General features: G+C 74.6%; 17 protein-coding genes. 9 read left to right on the top strand and 8 right to left on the bottom strand.

Going from position 1 to position 20341, the window contains the following annotated elements; translation table 11 throughout:
* Positions 1 to 372: 372 nt before the first annotated feature.
* Positions 373 to 1221 (bottom strand): PP2C family protein-serine/threonine phosphatase, encoded by an 849-nt coding sequence (locus HK417_RS22200; RefSeq protein ID WP_222272107.1) that lies wholly within the window; start codon positions 1219 to 1221, stop codon positions 373 to 375.
* Between the two features lie 61 nt (positions 1222 to 1282).
* Here HK417_RS22200 and yaaA point away from each other — a divergent pair, with 61 nt between their 5' ends.
* Positions 1283 to 2167 carry a peroxide stress protein YaaA gene (gene yaaA, locus HK417_RS22195; protein ID WP_261327574.1) on the top strand — a complete coding sequence of 295 codons (885 nt, stop codon included), beginning with the start codon at positions 1283 to 1285 and terminating at the stop codon, positions 2165 to 2167.
* A 22-nt stretch (positions 2168 to 2189) separates the two neighbouring features.
* On the top strand, positions 2190 to 3611 hold the full coding sequence (locus HK417_RS22190) for an amidase (protein WP_222272097.1): 1422 nt from the start codon (positions 2190 to 2192) through the stop codon (positions 3609 to 3611).
* 13 nt (positions 3612 to 3624) lie between these two features.
* Here the strand turns inward: HK417_RS22190 and HK417_RS22185 are convergent, their stop codons facing one another.
* The 3 genes from HK417_RS22185 to HK417_RS22175 form a co-directional block, all read right to left on the bottom strand.
* Complete coding sequence (locus HK417_RS22185; RefSeq protein ID WP_261327573.1) at positions 3625 to 4110, bottom strand: PGPGW domain-containing protein; 486 nt, start codon at positions 4108 to 4110, stop codon at positions 3625 to 3627.
* An 8-nt stretch (positions 4111 to 4118) separates the two neighbouring features.
* On the bottom strand, positions 4119 to 9107 hold the full coding sequence (locus tag HK417_RS22180; protein WP_222272095.1) for an NAD-glutamate dehydrogenase: 4989 nt from the start codon (positions 9105 to 9107) through the stop codon (positions 4119 to 4121).
* 75 nt (positions 9108 to 9182) lie between these two features.
* On the bottom strand, positions 9183 to 9572 hold the full coding sequence (locus HK417_RS22175) for a phage holin family protein (protein WP_308123769.1): 390 nt from the start codon (positions 9570 to 9572) through the stop codon (positions 9183 to 9185).
* A 152-nt stretch (positions 9573 to 9724) separates the two neighbouring features.
* Here HK417_RS22175 and HK417_RS26245 point away from each other — a divergent pair, with 152 nt between their 5' ends.
* The 6 genes from HK417_RS26245 to HK417_RS22150 all read left to right on the top strand — a co-directional run bounded on the left by HK417_RS26245 (position 9725) and on the right by HK417_RS22150 (position 14319).
* Positions 9725 to 10432 (top strand): TVP38/TMEM64 family protein, encoded by a 708-nt coding sequence (locus HK417_RS26245; RefSeq protein ID WP_222272091.1) that lies wholly within the window; start codon positions 9725 to 9727, stop codon positions 10430 to 10432.
* Between the two features lie 21 nt (positions 10433 to 10453).
* Entirely contained in the window at positions 10454 to 10846 is a 393-nt protein-coding gene (locus tag HK417_RS22165; RefSeq protein WP_222272082.1) for a thiol-disulfide oxidoreductase DCC family protein, read from the top strand.
* A gap of 266 nt (positions 10847 to 11112) precedes the next feature.
* Positions 11113 to 12300 carry an ATP-binding protein gene (locus HK417_RS22160; RefSeq protein WP_222272080.1) on the top strand — a complete coding sequence of 396 codons (1188 nt, stop codon included), beginning with the start codon at positions 11113 to 11115 and terminating at the stop codon, positions 12298 to 12300.
* 87 nt (positions 12301 to 12387) lie between these two features.
* Complete coding sequence (locus HK417_RS22155; protein ID WP_222272078.1) at positions 12388 to 12708, top strand: hypothetical protein; 321 nt, start codon at positions 12388 to 12390, stop codon at positions 12706 to 12708.
* A gap of 82 nt (positions 12709 to 12790) precedes the next feature.
* Positions 12791 to 12913: a hypothetical protein gene (locus HK417_RS25845; RefSeq protein WP_261327572.1), complete on the top strand. Its 123-nt coding sequence runs from the start codon at positions 12791 to 12793 to the stop codon at positions 12911 to 12913.
* A gap of 194 nt (positions 12914 to 13107) precedes the next feature.
* Entirely contained in the window at positions 13108 to 14319 is a 1212-nt protein-coding gene (locus tag HK417_RS22150; RefSeq protein ID WP_222272077.1) for an HNH endonuclease, read from the top strand.
* A 458-nt stretch (positions 14320 to 14777) separates the two neighbouring features.
* Here the strand turns inward: HK417_RS22150 and HK417_RS22145 are convergent, their stop codons facing one another.
* The 4 genes from HK417_RS22145 to HK417_RS22130 all read right to left on the bottom strand — a co-directional run bounded on the left by HK417_RS22145 (position 14778) and on the right by HK417_RS22130 (position 19273).
* Positions 14778 to 16106 carry an ABC transporter substrate-binding protein gene (locus HK417_RS22145; protein WP_222272067.1) on the bottom strand — a complete coding sequence of 443 codons (1329 nt, stop codon included), beginning with the start codon at positions 16104 to 16106 and terminating at the stop codon, positions 14778 to 14780.
* A 56-nt stretch (positions 16107 to 16162) separates the two neighbouring features.
* Positions 16163 to 16873 carry an SDR family NAD(P)-dependent oxidoreductase gene (locus tag HK417_RS22140; protein ID WP_222272050.1) on the bottom strand — a complete coding sequence of 237 codons (711 nt, stop codon included), beginning with the start codon at positions 16871 to 16873 and terminating at the stop codon, positions 16163 to 16165.
* The gene (locus HK417_RS22135) at positions 16870 to 18192 is read right to left on the bottom strand and encodes a flavin-containing monooxygenase (RefSeq protein WP_222272048.1); all 1323 of its coding nucleotides are present in this window, start codon (positions 18190 to 18192) and stop codon (positions 16870 to 16872) included. Before HK417_RS22135 ends, HK417_RS22140 begins: the two co-directional genes overlap by 4 nt.
* 109 nt (positions 18193 to 18301) lie before the next feature.
* Entirely contained in the window at positions 18302 to 19273 is a 972-nt protein-coding gene (locus HK417_RS22130; RefSeq protein ID WP_222272038.1) for a LysR family transcriptional regulator, read from the bottom strand.
* Between the two features lie 82 nt (positions 19274 to 19355).
* On the opposite strand from HK417_RS22130, the gene HK417_RS22125 reads away from it, so the two are divergent.
* On the top strand, positions 19356 to 20333 hold the full coding sequence (locus HK417_RS22125) for a glycosyl hydrolase (RefSeq protein WP_222272035.1): 978 nt from the start codon (positions 19356 to 19358) through the stop codon (positions 20331 to 20333).
* Positions 20334 to 20341 lie beyond the last annotated feature (8 nt).

Genomic DNA, 20341 nt, shown 5'->3' with positions numbered 1-20341 from the left:
AGCAGCACGATCCGGGCCCGCTCCACCTCCCGGGCCGGCGCGCCCCTGTCCCGGACCCGCCGCTCCAGCTCCCGCCGATCGGCCTCCGGAACGTTCACCGTCCGCACATGCGCGGCCATGAGACATGGTCCACCCGCTCCGGCATGACCTCAAAGAACACCGCGACGGAGCACTAGATCGTCACCGTCATCATCAGCATGTGCGGCGCTTGGACCCGCAGGCGAGGCGGCGAGGGCATGCAGTTCGACTTCGTGCTCGCCTTCACCGCGCCCGCCCGCCGGGTCAGCGGCGCGCTGATCGACCGCGAGGAGCCGCAAGGGCAAGGGCGCCAGCGACCACGCGCCTGTCGTCGTCGAGCTGGCCGACTGACCGTCAGTGCGGGCGGTGCTGGGCCAGGCCGACCGGCACCGGGCCGGGCCAGGCGGCCTCCAGCGCCTCCGCCGTCTCCTCCCGCAGCTCGCTCGCCGCGCCCACGGTGAGCAGCCGCCTCGGCGCGTCCTCGCCCCCGGCCCCGCGCACATCCCCCACCACGACGGTGATGTTGTCGGTGGGTGGGCCGGCGAGGGCCGCGTCGCGCAGCGCCGCGGCCGCCTGGGCGGGGGTGCCGGCCTGCAGCAGGTGTGCGATCACGTCGGCGTGGACGACGTCGGACAGGCCATCGGAGCAGACCATCACCCGGTCCCCGGGCTGCGCGTCGAGCCGGATCACGTCCAGCGCCGCGACGTCGTCGTCCGCCCCGTGCAGGGCCGCGTAGACCGCCGAGCGCTGGGGGTGCACCCTGGCCTCGGCCGGGGTGAGCGACCCGGCGTCGATCATCGCCTGCACCAGGGTGTGGTCGGTGCTGACCTGGCGCAGCGCGCCGTCGTGCAGCAAGTAGCCGCGGGAGTCGCCGATGTGCAGCAGCACCAGGCCCTCGGCGTCGGAGTGCACCGCGGTCAGCGTCGTCGCCATCGTCCGCAGCCGCGGCCGCTCGGTGTAGGCGGCGCGGATCCGCTCGTTCGCGCTGGCCACCACGCGGACCGGGTCCTCACCGCCGTCGACCTCCGCGCCGGAGGCCAGCGGAGCCAGCCAGCTGGCCACCAGCGAGGAGGCCACCGCGCCGCCGACGTTGCCCCCGACACCATCGGCGATGGCGACCAGCAGGGGGCCGGCGACGGCGGAGTCCTGGTTGTCCGGTCGGGGTCCGCGCGTGGAGACGGCAGCCGTGTCGAGCACGAGCACGCCGCCACCTCCTCACCTGACCCGGGGAACCCGCGCGCACGCAGGGGTCGCCGAACGGTAGTTGACGCGGTCCCGCGGCACCCGCGGCCGTCCCCCGGCGTGGCGGTGCGAGCCGCTCGGCGTCCCCGCCGGCACCAGCGGGCGTGGCACGGCGACCGCCCGGGCCGTCCACGTACCGTCGTCGTCCGTGCTCGTACTGCTGCCCCCCTCGGAGACCAAGCACCCCGGCGGCCACGGGAGCGCGCTCGACCTCACCGCGCTGACGGCGCCGGAGCTGACCCCGCTCCGCGAGCAGCTGGTGGACGCGCTGGTCAGGCTGGCCGCCGACGTCCCCGCCGCCCGTGCCGCGCTGGGGCTGTCCCCCGCACAGGACGGCGAGCTCGCCCGCAACGCCGCGCTGCGGACCAGCCCGACGATGCCGGCGATCGAGCGGTACACCGGGGTGCTCTACGACGCGCTGGACGTCCGGTCGCTCACCCGGGCGCAGCGCCGGCGCGCCGCGACCCGGCTGGCCGTGGGGTCGGCACTGTTCGGCGTCGTCCGGGCGGAGGACCCGGTGCCGGCCTACCGGCTGTCGGCCGGCTCGGCCCTGCCCGGGCTCCCCACCCTGCGCTCGCTGTGGAAGCCGGTCCTCACCGACGTGCTGGACGCGACCGGGGAGCTGGTGGTCGACCTGCGCTCGGGGGCGTACGCGGAGCTGGCCCCGGTGCCCGGCGCGGTGACCGTGCAGGTGCTGAGCGAGCGGCCGGACGGCACCCGGGCGGTGGTGAGCCACTTCAACAAGGCCCACAAGGGGCGGCTGGCGCGGTTGCTGGCGACGACGACCGCCGAGCCGGACTCCGTCGTCCGGCTCCGGCCGCTGCTGCGCCGGAACGGGTTGCACGTGGAACATGCCGGCGGGACGCAGCTGACGCTCCTCGTCCCGGCTGACGCGGTGACCCGCTGAGGAACGCAGTACGGTCGCCGGGGTGAGCGACCTCGAGGACCTCTGCACCCGCCCGGCGACCGAGCTGGCCGTCCTGGTCCGCGACCGCGAGGTCTCCGCCCGCGAGCTCCTCGACGCCCACCTGGACCGGATCGAGCGGATCAACCCGGAGCTGAACGCGATCGTCACGCTGGACGCCGAGGGCGCCCGCGCGGCGGCCGACGCGGCGGACGCCGCCCTCGCCGCCGGGGAGCCGGTCGGCCCGCTGCACGGCCTGCCGGTCGCGCACAAGGACACGCACGCCACCGGCGGCATGCGGACGACGTGGGGCTCCCCGCTGCACGCGGAGACGATCCCCGCCCGGGACGAGCTGGTCGTCGCGCGGCTGAGGGCGGCCGGCGCGATCCGGGTCGGCAAGACCAACGTGCCGGAGTTCGCCGCCGGCTCGCACACCTTCAACCCGGTCTTCGGCGTGACCCACAACCCGTACCGGCACGGCTTCTCGGCGGGCGGCTCCTCCGGCGGTGCGGCCGCCGCCCTCGCCGCGGGCCTGGTGCCACTCGCCGAGGGCAGCGACATGGGCGGCTCGCTGCGGAACCCCGCGGCGTTCTGCAACGTCGTCGGGCTGCGGCCGACGCCCGGCCGGGTGCCCACGCACCCGACCGCGATCGGCTGGTCGCAGCTGTCGGTGCAGGGGCCGATGGGCCGGACGGTGGCCGACGTGGCGCTGCAGCTGTCGGTGCTGGCCGGGCCCGACCCGCGGGTGCCGATCTCGCTGACCGACGACCCGGCCGGCTTCGCCGCGCCGCTCCCGACCGAGCTCCCCGGCCTGCGGGTGGCCTGGGCGCCGGACCTGGGCGGCCGCATCCCGGTCGACCCCGCGATCACCGCCACCCTGGAGGCGTCGCTGGGCGTCTTCACCGATCTCGGCGCCACCGTGGAGGAGGCCTGCCCGGACCTGCGCGACGCCGACGAGGTGTTCGGCGTGCTCCGCGCCTGGCTGTTCGAGGCGAGCTACGGCGACCTGGTCCGGCGGCACCCGGACAAGGTCAAGGAGACGATCCGCTGGAACGCCGCCCGCGGCGCGGAGCTCACCGGCGCCGACGTGGGCCGCGCGGAGGTGGCGCACACGAAGCTGTACGAGCGGATGGTGGCCTTCTTCGACCGGTACGACGTGCTGCTCACCCCCACGACCCAGGTGCTGCCCTTCCCGGTCGAGGTCGAGTACCCAACCGAGGTCGCCGGCGTGCAGATGGACGACTACGTCGGCTGGATGCGCTCCTGCACGCTGATCTCCGCGACCGGCTGCCCGGCGCTCTCGGTGCCCGGCGGGGTGACCGCCGACGGGCTGCCCGTGGGCCTGCAGCTGGTCACCGCGCCGCGGACCGACCGGTGGCTGCTGGAGATCGGGCACGCCTTCGAGCAGGCGACGGGCTTCGGCCGCCGCCGTCCCGACCTCGGCTGAGGCGGCCGGTCGCTCAGTCGCGGCTTGGGGCGGCGGCCCGGTAGGCACCACCGGTCCCGCGCACCCCGGCGGGCCGGTGGGCCCGGGCCTGCTCGAGCTTCTCCTGACGACGCGCGAAGAGGACGGTGCCGACCAGGAACAGGCCCGAGATGATGAGGATGATCGCCGTGAGGGTGTTCATCAACGGCAGGTCCACCCCCAACAGCGCCAGCACCCCGAGGGCGACCAGGACCAGCGCGGCGAGGACCGCCCCAGCGGCCCGCCAGGGGCTCTTGCCGACCTCCTCCACGCCCTCCTGCGCCTTCTCCTTGGCGTAGTCGAGCGGCTTCTTGGCCCAGGAGAAACGGGTGGCCAGCACGGCCAGCCCCGCGGCGACGAGGACGAACCCCGGGCCTGGCAGCACCAGCAGGGCGACGCCGGACAGGGTGAGCAGGCCGCCGAGGACGGCGACGACGACGGTCTTCACCGTCCCGTTGTGCCCCACCGGCCCGGGCGCCATGCGTCCGTTCAGGTGCGGCGGCGAAGTCCCCGCAGCGTGCGGACGGCGACCAGCAGCTCCGGCAGCTCGTGCTTGTCCCCGCTGGTCACTTCGGCCAACTGGAGCGCGGACCGCCGCTGGCCGCCGTCCCACTGCTGCTCCCAGCGCTCCACGAGCGCCGGTGCCGGGTCGCCGTCGTCGCGCCGCAGCCCCAGCACCTCGGCGGTCAGCGTCGCCTGCTCGGTCTCCAGGTCGTCGCGCAGCGAGGCCCGCGCCATGGAGTTCCACCGGCGGTCCCGGGGCAGCGCGATCACCCGTTCCCGCAGCGGCGCCAGCCCCAGCCGCTCGGCCAGGCACTGCGCGACCTGCCCGGCCAGCGTGATCGGCGCGCCGGTCGTCTCGGCCACCACAGCCAGGTCCAGCGCAGCCGGTAGCAGCGGGGCCATGGCGACCTCGGCGGCGAGCGCCTCCGGCACCGCGGCGCTGCGCAGCTCCGCGGTGCGCGCGGCATGGGCCTCGGCGTCGGCGCCGAGCAGCCAGCCCGGCAGTCCGGACCGCACGGCGGCCACCGACGGGGTGAACCGGTCCGCCACGGCCTGCAGGGAGGGTGCGTCGTCGGCGGTGAGCTCGGGGACGCGCAGCAGCCAGCGGGTGGCCCGCTCGGCGAGCCGGGTGACCTCGGTGCGGATCTGCACCTGGACCGCGGCGGGCACCACGTTGTCCAGCTCGCGCGCGACGTCCCAGAGCCGGTCGGCGTCGTACACGGCACGGGCGACGGCGTGCGCCCGCACCACCGCCGCCACCGGCGCGCCGGTCTCCTCCCCCAGCCGGAACAGCCCGGTGATCCCGGCGGTGTTGACCGCCCGGTTGGTCAGCGCGGTGGCCACGATCTCCCGGCGCAGCGGGTGGGCGGCCAGCGCGGCGGGGAACCGGCGGCGCAGCGGGGTCGGGAAGTAGTCGCTGAGCAGCTCCTCCAGTGCCGGGTCGTCCGGCAGCCGCGAGTCGAGCACCGCGTCGGCGACCTCGATCTTGGCGTAGGCCAGCAGGACACAGAGCTCGGGCTGGGTCAGCCCCTGGTTGTCCCGGCGTCGCTCGGCGATGACCCGGTCGGTGGGCAGGTGCTCGACCGCGCGGTCCAGCCGCCCGGCCAGCTCCAGGGCGCGCAGGTAGCGGCGGTGCGCGTCGACCAGGCTGCGGGCGGAGGCGACCTCCCCGGCCAGGACGGCGTTCTGCGCGTAGTTGTCGGTGAGGACGGCGGCGGCGACCTCGTCGCTCATCTCGCCCAGCAGCCGGGCCCTGTCGCCGGCGTCCAGCCGCCCCTCGTCCACCACCCGGTTCAGCGCGATCTTGATGTTGACCTCGTGGTCGGAGGTGTCGACGCCCGCCGAGTTGTCGATCGCGTCCGTGTTCACCCGCCCGCCGGCCAGCGCGTACTCGACCCGTCCGCGCTGGGTGAGGCCGAGGTTGCCGCCCTCGCCGACCACCCGCACGCGCAGGTCCCCGCCGTCGACGCGGACGGCGTCGTTGGCCTTGTCCCCGACGTCGAGGTGGCTCTCCGTCGAGCCCTTCACGTAGGTGCCGATGCCGCCGTTGAACAGCAGGTCGACCGGGGCGAGGAGGACCGCGCGGATGAGCTCCACCGGGCTGAGCGCCGTGACGTCGTCGGCCAGCCCGAGCGCCGTGCGCATCGGGGCGGAGATCGGGATGGACTTCACCGTCCGCGGCCAGACCCCGCCGCCCTCGCTGATCAGTGACGCGTCGTAGTCGGCCCACGAGGAGCGCGGCAGCGCGAACAGCCGCCGCCGCTCGGCGAAGGAGGTGGCCGCGTCCGGCGTCGGATCGACGAAGACGTGCCGGTGGTCGAAGGCCGCGACCAGCCGCAGGTGCTCCGAGAGCAGCATCCCGTTGCCGAACACGTCGCCGGACATGTCTCCGATGCCGACGACGGTGACCTCCTGGCTCTGCACGTCGACGCCGAGCTCGCGGAAGTGCCGGGTCACCGACTCCCACGCGCCGCGGGCGGTGATGCCCATCGCCTTGTGGTCGTAGCCGACCGAGCCGCCGGAGGCGAAGGCGTCGCCGAGCCAGAAGCCGCGCTCCAGGGCCACGGAGTTGGCCAGGTCGGAGAAGGTCGCCGTCCCCTTGTCCGCGGCGACGACCAGGTAGGTGTCGTCGCCGTCGTACCGCACCACGCCCTCCGGCGGCACGACCCGGCCGTCGACCAGGTTGTCGGTCAGCGACAGCAGGGCGCCGATGAACAGCGTGTAGCAGGCCTTGCCCTCGGCGACCACCTGGTCGCGGGTGGCGGGGAGGGCGGGGTCTGCCGTAGCCGGCGGCCGCAGGACGACGAACCCGCCCTTGGCCCCGGTGGGCACGATGACCGTGTTCTTCACCGTCTGCGCCTTGACCAGCCCGAGCACCTCGGTGCGCAGGTCCTCGGGGCGGTCGCTCCAGCGCAGTCCGCCGCGGGCCACCGCGCCGAAGCGCAGGTGCACGCCGCGCACCCGCGGGGAGCTCACCCAGACCTCGCGGGCGGGGCGGGGCTCGGGCAGGTCCGGGACGCCGTGCGGGTCGAGCTTCAGGGCCAGCGGCGCGGTGCCGCCGAGGACGCCCGGGGTGTAGGCCGTCGTCCGCACGGTGGCCTGGACGGCCGCCAGCAGCGCGGAGAGCACGCGGTCGGCGTCCAGCGACTCGACCTTCCCGATGGCCTCCGCGAGCGAGGCCACCAGGTCGGCCGACCGCTTCTCCCGGCCGGCCGCCCGGTCGGGGTGGAAGCGGGTCTCGAACAGCGCGACCAGCCGGGCCACGATGCCCGGCTGGGCGGCGAGCGTCTCCTCCACGTAGCTCTGGCCGAAGGGCAGCCCGCCCTGGCGCAGCCACTGCACGTACGCCCGGAGCACGCCGACCTGCCGCCAGGTGAGCCCGGCCAGCAGCACGAGGGCGTTGAGCGCGTCGTCCTCGGCCCGACCGGCCCACACCGCCGTGACCGCCTCGGTGAACCGCTCCGGCAGCGAGCCGACGAAGGGCACCTCGGCGGTCGGCGACGCCAGGCCGAAGTCGTACACCCAGGCCGGTGGCGCGCCGATCCGGTCGATCTCGTAGGGCCGCTCGTCCAGGACGTCGACGCCCATGTGCTGCAGCACCGGCAGGACGTCGGAGAGCAGCAGCCGCTCCCCCACCCGGTAGACCGACAGCCGCCGCTCGCCGTCGGCCGGGTCGCGCGGGGCGCGCAGCCGCAGGTCCACCTCGCCGGGCGCGAGCCGCTCCAGCCGGGCCAGGTCCTCGACGGCCGCCGTGGCGGGGAAGTCCTCCTGGTAGGCGGCGGGGAAGGCGTCGGCGACCCGGGAGAGCAGCCGCGGCGCCTCGTCGCCGTACTGGGTGGCCAGCGCGTCGGACAGGTCGTCGGTCCAGCTGCGCGTCGCGGCGGCCAGCGCCGCCTCCAGCGCGGGGACGTCGACGTCGGGCAGGGAGGGGCCGTCCCGCCGGCTCACCGGCACCCGGACGACGAAGTGCAGCCGGGTGAGCAGGGACTCGCTGGACCGCACCGTGAACTCCACGTGGGTGCCGCCCAGCCGCTCGAGCAGCAGCTGCTGCATCGCCTGGCGGACCTCGGTCGTGTAGCGGTCGCGGGGCAGGTAGACCAGCGCGGAGAAGAACCGGCCGAAGGGGTCGCGGCGCAGGAAGAGCCGGGTCTGCCGGCGTTCCCGCAGGTGCAGCACCGCGAGGGCGACCGGCAGCAGCTCGTCGACGTCGACCTGCAGGAGCTCGTCGCGCGGGTAGGTCTCCAGGACGTCGAGCAGCTCCTTGCCCGTGTGGCTGTCCGCGGGCACCTCCGACCGCTCGAGGACCGAGGCGACGATCCGGCGCACCACCGGCACGTCGCGGACGCTGCTGGTGTACGCCTCGTTGGGGAACAGGCCGACGAGCAGGTGCTGCCGGTGGGGACCGGTGGCCGGATCGGCGGGCAGGTCGACGACGACGAGGTCCAGCCAGCCCGGCCGGTGCACCGAGGACCGGGCGTCGCCCTTGGTGACCCGGACCCGGCGGTGCCCGCCGGTGGCCAGCCCGGGCGGCGCCACGGAGGTGCTCCGTCCGCCGGAGCTGCGCAGCACGCCGAGCTCCGACCCGGCCACCAGGGTGGGCTCGGGCTGGCCCTCGGCGATCTCGACGGTGCGCGCGCCCAGGAAGAGGAAGTTGCCGTCGGCGAGCCAGCGCAGGAACGCGGCGGCCTCGGCCGGGTCCTCGGCGGGGTGGTCGATGTCGCCCGCGGCGGGCAGCCGGTCGAGCAGGCTCGCGACCTCGGTGGCGCGGTCCTCGAGCGCGACGGCGTCCTCGTGGCTGCGCCGGACGTCGGTGAGCACCCGCTCCAGACCCTCCCGCAGGTCCGCGGCGGCCTCGTCGTCCACCGGGCCGCCGAGCACGACGGCCATCCAGGACTCGGCGAGCGCGTCGATCCCGCACGTGGCGACGTCGGCGCTGTCGCAGAAGGCCAGCAGGCCGCCGTCGTCGTTCCGGCGGACCACCACGACCGGGTGGACGACGTGGTCCAGCGTGACGCCCTGCCGGACCACCTCGGCGGTGACGGAGTCGACGAGGTGGGGCATGTCGTCGACCACCACGCGCAGCACCGCCCGGTCCGTGGGCGGGCGGTCCACGTCGATGAGGGCCGTGCCGCGGGTGCGCCGGGTGGCCAGCCGCAGGTGGTCGACGGCGAGCCGCGCGAGGTCGGCCGGCTCGTGGCCGATGACCTCGGCGGCGGGCTCACCCGCGTAGAAGCGGTGCAGCAGGGTCGGGGTGTCGACGGGCAGGTCGCGCTGCCCGCTCACCAGCGCGTGGGCGGCCTCGGCGGCCCGGTCGAGCAGGCGGCGCTTCTCGTCCTGCGCGGCCTCCAGGGAGGCGAGGTCGACCGGACGGTCCAGCGCGGGGACGGCGGTGTGCGGCCCGGCCGCGGCGTCCCCCGGGTCGGTGCGGACGTCCGGCGAGGCGGACCGATCGGACACGGAACCGGGGCGGGCCATGCTCCCCGACGCTAGTAGCCGGGCCGGTCGGCTGCACGCACTTCGGCGCCCGGACGGGGAGCCCGGGCGCGCCGCTCAGCTCGCGCGCACCCGCAGCGGCAGGAGGAGCTCCGCGATCCAGCTGAACAGCGCGATCAGGAAGCCGCCGACGACCGCCGCCCAGATGCCGTCAACGTCGAGCCGGGCCGACAGCGCGGCGGTGATGCCCAGCAGCGCCGCGTTCACCACGAGCAGGAACAGGCCCAGCGTGATCATCACGAACGGGAGCGAGAACAACCGGAGCACCGGCCCCACGACCGAGTTGACCAGCGCGAACAGCAGCGCCACCCACAGGTAGGTACCGGTCTCGCCGAGCGTGCCGGCCGGGTTGGGGAGGACGTGGATGCCGTCGACCAGCCGGGTGACGGCGTAGATGATCGCCGCCAGGATCACGACCCGGAACGCGACCTTCAGGAGCGTGTTCACGCCGCCGACGCTAGCGCCCACGACTCTCCGCCGGCCTCTCCCCCCGTCTAGGGCTGTCTCGCGTCGTCGCTAGACGGCGGCAGACGGCTCAGCGCTCTCCGCTGCGTTGCGCTGCCCGGGTCCGCATCCGCCGTCCGTCAGACTGGGACCCCGTGACCGACACCCGGGCACCGGCGGAGGCCGGCCCCTCCTCCACCCGCCGCCTCCCCCGCCGGGCCCTGCTGCGTGGCCTGCTCCTGGTCGCCCTGGTCGCCGCCGGTGCGCTGGTCGCGGTGGTCGCCGACGTCCCCGAGGCCGGCTCGGTGCGCGACTGGCTCGGCGACGCCGGCGCCCCGGGCTGGGGTGCCCTCGTCGTCGTCCTGGCGCTGGCCACGCTCGCCCCGGTGCCGCGCACCGCCCTGTCGGTGCTGGCCGGGGTGCTCGCCGGCTTCTGGGGCGGTCTCGCCCTGGCCCTGGGCAGCGGCGTGCTCGGCGCGCTGGCCGGGTTCGCGCTGGCCCGCTGGCTGGGCCGGGAGACGGTGGCTCGCCTGGCCGGACCGCGGCTGGCCCGGGCCGACGCCCTTCTCGCCCGCCGCGGCACGCTGGCCGTGCTCACCGGCCGACTGCTCCCGGTCGCCCCGTTCACCCTGGTGAGCTACGCGGGCGGGCTCTCGGGCACGCGGTTACGCGACTACCTGGTCGGGTCGTCGATCGGGCTCGTGCCCGGCACCGTGCTGCACGTCGCCGTGGGTGCGACGGTGGGCGCGGCCGGGGTGGACGGCGGCCCCTCGCTGCTGCTCAGCCTCGTTCCGCTCGCGCTGGCCGCGGGTGCCCTCCTCGGGGCACGCTGGTGGTCCCGCCGGCGGACCACCCCGGTCTGACCAGCCTCCCTGGAGGACGTCGTGCCCCAGCCCACCCTCGTCTTCGACGGTGACTGCGGGTTCTGCACCCGGTCGGCGGAGGTCGCCCGGCGGATCCTCCCGGCCGGGGTGGCGGTCACCGCCTGGCAGTTCGCCGACCTGGCCGCCCTCGGCACGACCGCGGAGCGGGCGCAGCGGGAGGCGTTGTGGATCGGCGCGGACGGCGGGGTGTCCGGCGGCGCGACCGCCGTCGCCCGGGCCATGCGCGCGGCGGGTGGGGTGTGGCTGCTGCTGGGGTGGCTGTTCGCCGTCCCGCCGGTCAGCTGGCTGGCCGGGGTCGGCTACCGGATCGTCGCGGCGAACCGGATGCGGCTGCCCGGTGGGACACCCGCGTGCGCGGCTCCACACCAGCCCCCTCCCTCTGCAGCTGTCTAGCGCTTTCTAGGGCAGCGGCAAGAGAGCCGCAGACGACCCTCGTCGGCCGGCTCTCGGTGCACGTCTATTCGAACACACGTTCGATGAATCTGCTACCGTTGTCGTCGCCGCCAGAAAAGGGCGGAGACGGATCGGAGCGACGTCTGCTGCTGTCTTGCGACGTCTAGTCTTGCCGCTAGAAAGTCGTAGACAACGGTCGACTCGGTCGATGCCGTGGTCTACGCATGTCTATCGCCAATGCTAGACGACCGAATAGCCTCCTCGCCATGGATCCCGTCCGGAACCCGTACGCCCCTGGGGCGGGGCAGCGCCCACCTGAGCTCGCCGGACGGGACGCGGAGCTGTCGGCGTTCGACGTCGTCCTCGAGCGGATCGCCGCGGGGCGCCCGGAGCGGTCCCTGGTGCTCACCGGCCTGCGTGGGGTCGGCAAGACGGTGCTGCTCAACCAGCTGCGCTCGGCGGCGATCAGCCGGGGCTGGGGCACGGGGAAGATCGAGGCCCGGCCGGACCAGTCGCTCCGCCGGCCGCTGTCCGCGGCGCTGCACATGGCCCTGCGCGAGCTGCGCCACCCCGACCAGGAGTCGATGGACGCCGTCCTCGGGGTGTTGAAGGCGTTCGCGCTGCGCGGCTCGGACTCCGGGGCGAAGGTCCGGGAGCGCTGGCAGCCGGGGATCGACGTCCCGGTGGCGATGGGCCGCGCGGACTCGGGCGACATGGAGATCGACCTGGTCGAGCTGCTCAGCGACGCGGCCGGGCTGGCGGCGGACGTCGGGCGCGGGATCGCGGTGTTCATCGACGAGATGCAGGACGTGCAGAGCGACGACGTCTCGGCCATCTGCGCCGCCTGCCACGAGCTGACCCAGCAGGGCGCGCCGCTCATCGTCGTCGGCGCGGGACTCCCCCACCTGCCCGCGGTGCTCTCGGCGTCGAAGAGCTACTCGGAGCGGTTGTTCCGCTATCTGCGGATCGACCGGCTGGACCGGACCGCCGCCGACCGGGCGCTCATCGCGCCGGCCGAGCGGGAGGACGTGACGTTCGAGCAGGCGGCGCTCGACGCGCTGTACGACGCGGCGGACGGCTACCCGTACTTCGTGCAGGCGTACGGGAAGGTCACCTGGGACCTCGCCGCCGCCTCCCCCATCACCGCGGCGGACGTCACGATGGCCGCGCCTGCCGCCGAGGCCGAGCTCGCCGTCGGGTTCTTCGGCTCCCGGTACGACCGGGCCACCCCCGCGGAGCGGGAGTACATGCGGGCGATGGCCGAGCTCGGCGGCCCGGCCGGCAACGCCGTGGCCACCGCGGAGGTCGCGACCTCCTTGAGCCGCAAGCCGGCGTCCCTGTCACCCGCCCGCGACTCGCTGATCAAGAAGGGACTGGTCTACTCCGCCGAGCGGGGCCAGATCGCCTTCACCGTCCCCCACTTCGGCCGGTACCTGCTCCGCCACGCGGACTGACGCCCGCTGTTAGCCAGTGGTTGACCCGGGGCAACCGTCGCTCGGACGCGGCCACACCCACCCGGCCGGCTGAGGCGGAGGTGACCCGTGCCGATGTACCTCGAGGCCGGACTGTGGGGGCTGCTCGGCGGCGGGGCCCAGGTCCTGGGCGCACTGATCGCGTGGTCGGTCCGGGTGCCGGACGGTGTCATCGCGGCCGTCAGCGGCCTGTCCGCGCTGCTGGGCTACGTCGCGCTCGGCTCCGCGCCACCGGAGGTGATCGCGGTGATCACCGCGGTCGCGGCCGGCGCGATCCTGACGATGATCGCGGACACGATGATCCCGGAGGCCTTCGAGACGACGCGGACGTGGACCGGCCTGATCACGACGATCGGCTTCCTCGTCGCCTTCGCCATCGAACGCGCCTGATCTGCAGGCCTGCCGCGCCCCCGATGGCAACGACCGTGGCACTGGTTGCCGAAGTGCCGTGGCGCCCGGGGCGTTCTTGACCGTGCCTCTGTTCGCGCCGTCCTGGGTCCTGCTGGTCCAGAAGCCCGAGTGCTGGATCGCCTCGCTGCCCGGAGCCGCACTCTTCACCGTCATCCCGGGGGCGCGCCACTGGCCGGCGGGATGATCCTGGCCCGGCACGATGGGCACCGGCTTTCGCGAAGAACGCCGTGTCCGACCAGCGTTCCGCACCTCTTGAGCTCTTGCCGTCAAGGGTTGCCCGGAGTCTGTGGAAACCCGGCCTGAGCTGCCCATTCATGCTGCGCAGCTCTCTCCAGACCGATATACTCGAACACACGTTCGAAGCTGGCGGGAGGTGTCGTGGGCGAGTTGCAGTCGGCCCTGGACGCCCTCGCGGCCGAGGACCTGTCGGGCCTGTTCGGGCCGGCGTTGCTGGTCCGGCTCAAGGACCTCTTGCAGGTGCAGAACCGGCTGGCCGCCGAGGTGACCCGGACGGTGCGGGAGTGTGAGAAGGCCGGGGCGGCGGAGTTCGACGGGCTGAAAACGATGCCGGCCTGGCTGCGCGGGCATGGTCGGCTGTCCCCGGCCGCTGCTGGGCGGCTGGTGCGGTCGGGGCGGGCGCTGGAGCACCTGCCCGCCGTGGCGGAGGCATTCGCCGCCGGCGAGGTGACCGCCGAACAGGTCGCGGTCATCGCCCCCGTGGCCACCGAGGAGGCGCTGGCCGCCGCCGAGCGGCAGGACGTCGACGTCTCCGAGGTCGACCAGGCGATGGCGACCGTCGCCACGACGCAGCCGCACCAGCGCCTCGGCGAGGTCGTCCACCGCTACCTCGACGCGCTGGACCCCGACGGCCCCGAGCCGGATCCCACCGAGGGCCGGCGGCTGGTCATCGCCCAGCACGCCGACGGCAGCATCACCGGCCGGTTCGACCTCGACGCGGTGGGCGGGGAGAAGGTGCAGGCCGCGCTGGAGTCCATCGTCCAGGCATCGAGGCCGAAGGGCGACATCCGCACCAGGGCGCAGCAGCAGGCCGACGCGCTGGTGCAGCTGGCCGACAACGCCCTCGCCCAGGGTGAGCTGCCGTTCCTGCGCCGGGTCAAGCCGCACGTGATCGTGACCATCGACCTGGAGGACCTCACCGACCCCGCCCGCGGGCCGGGCGCCGCGGAGACCGGGTTCGGCGCCACCCTGTCCGCCGCCCGCGCCCGGTGGGTCGCCTGCGACGCGACGCTGACCCGCCTGGTGCTCAACCCCGACGGGCTGCCCCTGGACGTCGGCCGGGAGCAGCGCATCGTCCCGCCGCACCTGCGCAAGGCCGTCGAGCGGCGGGACCGGCACTGCGTGTTCGCCGGCTGCGGCGCCCCCACCCACTGGTGCGACGTCCACCACCTGCTCGAGTGGATCAACGGCGGTGAGACCTCGTTGGAGAACTCCGCTCTGCTGTGCGAGCGGCACCACACCAAGGTCCACCACGGCTTCCGGGTCGACCGCGACGACACCGCCCCACCGGGCAGCCGATGGCGCACCTACCGCCCCGACGGCACCGAGATCCTCATCCACCGACGCCTGTAGGCGGCGGGAGCAGGCCGTCGTTCCACGTGCAACACGCGGGCAGCAGCCCCGCATGTGCGCACCTCCCACCCGGGACGCACCATCAGCCGGTGGTCCATCCGAGGACGACGCGCCGTGCCCCGCTGCGGCCCCAGCCGCGAGCGCGTGAGGCACGCGGTGTTCGCCGGCCGATGCGCTGCTGCCGCCTGTGCCGGCGCGCTATTGAGCGGCGGACTCACGCCCGCCCTTAAGTGCTCCCCCAGCGGTTGGCGGAGAAGCGCAGGCACCCACACCGTGTCCGAGCTTGAGATCTTCGACACCGACACCGACACCGACACCGACGCTGGCGAGGGCGCCGCCGTCGACCCCGCCTCCGTCACCGGGCTTACCCGACCCGAGATCTCCTGACACGCCTCGGCCCCCCGGCCACCTCCGAAGAGGCGACCGAGGGGCCGGGGCGGACCGTGATCGGGTACGGGTCAGCGCTGGGGGCCGATCCCCTGGGCGTTGAGGCCCTCGATGATCCGGCTGGTCTCCTCGAACCCGATGACGAGGATGCCGTCCGGGTTGAGGTCCACCATGCGCTGCACCTCGGAGTCGTAGTTCGCGGCCTGCGGGTCGTAGACGATGCTGACCACAGCGTCCTCGGCGAGCCCGTCACCGATCAGGTTCGCGCGGGTGTTCTCCGCCAGCCCCACGCCGTAGGGGTCGTTCAGCGCCAGGATGCCGACCGTGTTGTTGCCGTCCGCGCCGATCAGGTCGGCCAGCGCCCGGGCCTGCAGGGTGTCCGGCGGCACCGTGCGGAAGAACAGCCCCTTGTCGTCGTAGCCGGTCAGCTCGTCCGATGTGCTGGCCGGGCTGATCATCATCACGCCCGCGCCGGTGATCTTGTCGATCACGGTGAGGCTGACCCCGGACGACGACGCGCCCACGATCGCGTTCGCCCCGGACTGCAGCAGCCGGTCGGCGGTCTGCGTGGCGATGTCGGTGGAGGCGTCCCCCGAGTCACCGGTGATTAGCTGCACCGGCTGCCCGAGCACTCCCCCGGCCGCGTTCACGTCGTCCACCGCGAGCTGCAGGGCCGCCAGCTGCTGCGGCCCCTGGTAGCTGAGCGTCCCGGTCTGCGGCGTCAGGCTCCCGATGACCAGTGACTCCCCCGTCGTCCCCGGGGCGGCCGGCGCCGGACCCTCGTCGGTGCTCGCGTCCGCGGGGTCACCCACGAGCTGGAACGCCCGCGCCGCCTCGTCGATCGCGTTGTCCTCGGTGAAGCTCTCGATCGCGAAGCTCGCCTGCGACGGCTCCCCCACGTCGGTGAACGCCAGCGGACCCACGACCCCGTCGTAGTCCGGGTTCCCGCCGGCCGAGACCACGGCGAGGCACGACGCGAAGTCGGTGCAAACCTCCCCGCCGAACGTCACCCCGTTCACGTACGGGGCGAACGTCGTCGCCTGGTTGCTGCCCGCCAGCTGCGCGGCGAGCGCGGTGATCACCACCGCGTCGTAGGTCTCCCCCGCTGTGTTGAAGTTCGTCAGGCCGGGGTCGATCGCCAGCAGCCGGTCCCGGAACTCCGGCCCGAGGTCGGTCAGCAGCACGGTGCCCCGCATGCCGGCGAGCACCCCGGGCTCGGTGAAGTCCTCCCCGAGCCCGTTGTTCATGTTGCCGTCCGCGCCGTAGACGTTGACCTGCTTCTCGGCGCTGCCCGCGCCGTCGGCGCTCTCCGCGGCGTCGTCGCCACCGCCACAGGCGGTGACAGTCAACAGCGCGGCGGCGGCCAGGGCGGCGGCCCGCAGGGGTGTGGCGGTGCGCATCGCGGTGCTCCTTCGAGAGGGACGGTTCGGGGCCAGGCGTGGTGCGGTCGTACGGGTCAGCGCATCGCGCTGCCACCGGCGATGACGACCGTCTCGCCGGTGACGTAGCCGGGCTCGGCCAGCCGCTGGACCCACAGCGCCACCTCGTCGGGCTGGGCGACCCGGCCGAGCGGGATCCCCGCCGCCACGTCCGCCATCCGGCCGGTGGCCGCGTTACCGGGGGTGTCCACCCAGCCCGGCGCGACCGCGTTCACCACGATCCGGTCCGGGGCCAGCTCGATCGCCAGCGACTTGGTCAGCGACAGCACCGCGGCCTTGGAGGCGCTGTAGAGCAATTGCCCCGGCGACACCGCGAAGGCGTCCACGGAGGCGAAGTTCACCACCGCCCCGCCCCCGGCGGCCCGCAGGTTGGGCAGCGCCGCGGCGGTGACGTTGAGCGTCCCCAGCACGTTGACGCCGAAGATCCGGTCGTGCAGCTCGGCGGTGTAGTTCGCCAGCGTGGTGGGCGGGTAGATGCCCGCGGCGTTCACCACCGACCGCACCGGGGCGCCGTCCAGCAGCCCGGCCAGCCCCTCCTCGACCGCCGCCCGGTCGGTGACGTCCACGGCGAGCGGCAGCAGCGCGGGACCGGCCTCCGCCGCCAGCGCCTCGAGTTGCCCGGCGTCCCGGTCGACGGCGACCACCCGGTCACCCGCGGCCAGGAAGCGGTCGACGACCGCCCGGCCCATCCCACTGGCCGCACCGGTGACCACGACCGTGCCGCTCATCGGACGGCCTCGGTGAGGCTCGGGCGCGCGACGGCGGGCGAGGCGGTCTGCTCCAGCCGGTCCAGCACCCGGTTGCTGCGAGTGACCTGCGCGGTCCACAGCGGCCGCAGCACGTCGACCCGGTCGTCGGGTGGCCCGGCGACCAGCAGCTCCTGGTGCAGCGGCCGCGCGGTCCGGCCCTCGAGCCCCAGCACCCGGGCCGCGAGCCGCGCCTGGGCGCTGAACACCGGGAACTGCGGCCCGCGGGGACTGGCCAGCCCGACGGTGTACAGCCGGGCGACCCCCACCGGCACGGTCATCCCGCCGACCCGCAGCGGCGCCCCGCTCCGCCAGGTCAGCAGCTCCGGCGCCAGGAACGGCAGGGTGACGCGGAACCCGGTGGCCCACAGCACCGTGTCGAACTCACCGGTGCTGCCGTCGGCGAAGGTGACCGTGCGGCCGGACACCCCGGTCACGCCCGGCCGGGCCGTGATCCGCCCGTGCTGCAGCCAGTAGAGCAGCAGGTCGTTGACCACCGGCGGCTGCTGGTTGAGGTTGCGGGTCACCGGCTCCTGCAGCCCCGGGTAGTCCGCGGCGCTCCCCACCGAGATCCGGACCAGCTCGCGCTGCACCCGCTCGGCAAGCCACATCGGCAGCTTCGCGAGCAGCGGCAGCTGGTTGCGGCCCTTGCCGAAGAACGTCTTGGGCTGGAACACCTGCCCGCGCCGCATCGCGATGCTGACCTGCCGGCGGGCGTGCACGGCGTCCACGGCGAGGTCACAGCCGGAGTTGCCCGCCCCGACGACCAGCACCCGCTCCCCCACCAGGTCGTCAGCGGTGCGGTACTGCGAGGAGTGCAGGGACCGGCCGGTGAACTCCGCGGCCATCGCCGGCAGCGCTGGGTCCCAGTGGTGGCCGTTGGCGACGACGACGGCGTCGAAGTGCTCCGTCGTCCCGTCCGCCGTCGCGACGTCCCACCCGCTCCGGCCGGCGTCCGGGCTGGTCACCGACACCACCTCGACGCCCGTGCGGACGTGCTCGCGCAGGCCGAACCGGTCGGCGAACCCGTCCAGGTACCGGATCACCTGCTCCTTGCTCGGGAACAGCGGGTAGTCGGCGGGCATCGGGACGCGGTCGAAGCCGGAGACGTCCCGCGGGGTGATCAGGTGCAGCGCCTCGTAGTCGGTGTGCCAGTGGCCGCCGACACGCTCGGTCCGCTCCATTGCCACCACGTCGTGCCCGGCGTCGCGGAGCACCCGGACCGCCTCGAGCCCAGCCGCACCGGCCCCGATCACGCAGGTGCGCTGTCCGGTGGCGGGCGACTGCCCGACCTCGGTCATGTCCGACTCCCCTCCGCGACGGACCGGGAGGCCCGTGCTCGAGTCGAGTCTGGGCGGCCACCCGGCGCGCCGTGAAGAACCAACTCCGAGCGCCGTCCAGAGGTTCCGCCTATGGCTGGACTGCCGGGACGCCGCCGTCCTCCCCCCGCGGCGGCCCCGCGTCCGCGGCCCGCTGGAGCGCGCGGACGTGCCGGTGCGCCAGGTCCATGAAGATGCGCGTCGCCGGCGACAGGACGCCGTTGGTCCGGGTGACGAAGGCGAACCGCTCCACCACCGGCGGGTCCAGCGGCACCCAGTGCAGCCGGCCCGGGTATCCCGGCCACCGGGTGACCAGGTAGCTGACCAGCGAGTCGCCGAGCCCGTGGGCGGCCAGCTCGACCGCCGCCGTCTGGAACTCCACCTCGATCTGCGGCTGCAGGGTCACCCCGGCCCGCCGCGCGCGGTCGGTCAGCGACCGCCGCAGCGGGTCCTCGGCGCCCCAGCGCGCCTCGGACAGGATCAGCGGCGCCGCCGCCAGCTGCTCGATCGTCACCGGCGCGCGCGTCCGCTCACCGTCGGTGCTGACGTAGACGACCGAGTCGACGAGCACCGGCGGGCCGACGTCCAGCCCCCGCTCGTCGATGGGCAGCTGCACCAGGCCGGCCTCCAGCTCACCGCGACGCACCTGCTCGGCGACCTCGGAGCTGTTCAGCCCGACCACCCGTGTGGTCACCCCCGGGTACTGCGACCGGAAGTCGCCGACCAGCGCGGTCAGCAGGTACAGGTGCGCGCTGGAGAACGTCCCGAACGAGACCGTGCCGCCGGAGAGCTCCTGGATGTGCCGCGCGCTCTCCCGCAGCGCGGACACGTCGGCGAGGGTCCGCCGCGCCTGCGGCAGCAGCACCCGGCCGGCCTCGGTGAGCTGCAGGCGCCGGTTGGTCCGCACGAACAGCGTCACCCCGAGCGAGCGCTCCAGGCGGCGGATCTGCTCGGACAGGCTCGGCTGCGCGATGTGCACCGCCTCCGCGGCCGCCACGAACGACCCGTGCTCGACCGCCGCGACGAAGTAGCCCAGCTGCTGCAACGTGGGCGCAGCGGCCACGGCGCTCCTCCTCGGTCCGGTGGACTGCGGCAGGGTACCGACGTCGGCTGGACACCCGCCCGGACCGGCCGATCGTGGGATCGTGCGGACGACGAGACGGACCGACGCGTCCCTGGCGCTGGTGGCCGCACTCCTGACCCTGGTGGCGGCAGCGGGCTGCGCCACCCCGGCGGAGAGCCAGGTCCGGGACGGCGGCGGGTCGCTGCTGCTGACACTCGAGCCCACCGGCGGGCTGGCTACCGTCACCGACGAGGCCGCGGCGGAGCTCGCCGCGCGGCTGGTCGGCTACAACCGCGGCGGCGTGCCGGTCGTCGTCCGGTTCGCCCACGAGATGAACGGCTCCTGGTACGCCTGGGGCCAGCAGCCGGCCGCCTACGTCGCGGCGTTCCGCCGGGTCGCCGCGGCGATCCATGCCGGCGCACCCGGGTCTCTCATGATGTGGGCCCCCGACTACGGCGGCGGCTACCCGTTCACCGGCGGCCGGTTCGCCGCCGTCCCCGGGACCGGGGACGCCGTGGTCCTGGACACCGACGGCGACGGGGTCGTCACCATCGCCGACGACCCCTACGCGCCGTGCTGGCCCGGCGACGACGCCGTCGACTGGGCGGGCATGACGCTGTACCACTGGGGCGACGCCTGGCCCTGGGGCGAGAACGAGGTGCCCGAGCCCAGCAAGTTCGTGGCCCAGCTGACCGGCGAGTACGTGGGGCTCGGCGGGGACGACCGCGGCCTGCCGGAGTTCCACGAGGTGTACGGCGTGCAGCACGGCAAGCCGGTCGCCGTCCCCGAGACGGCCGCCTTCTCCGCCCGCGGCGCCGGCGGGGCCGGCGAGCTCGCCGTCAAGCGGGCCTGGTGGCAGCAGGTGAGTGACCCCCGGCTGCCCGCCCTGCTGCCCCGGCTGGCGATGGTGAACTGGTTCGAGTGGTCCAAGCAGGAGCCCGAGGTCGGCGCCGAGGTCGACTGGCGGGCGGTGGGCTCGACCGAGCTGCGGGACGGCGGGCTCACCGACGACCCGGCGTGGGCCCGTTGGGCCGGCGACCTGCCCGACTGCTCCGGCTGACCCGACGG

The sequence above is a fragment of the Modestobacter marinus genome, from assembly GCF_019799945.1.
Classification (GTDB): Bacteria; Actinomycetota; Actinomycetes; order Mycobacteriales; family Geodermatophilaceae; genus Modestobacter; species Modestobacter marinus_B.
This window is presented reverse-complemented; position numbering and strand designations above follow the sequence as displayed.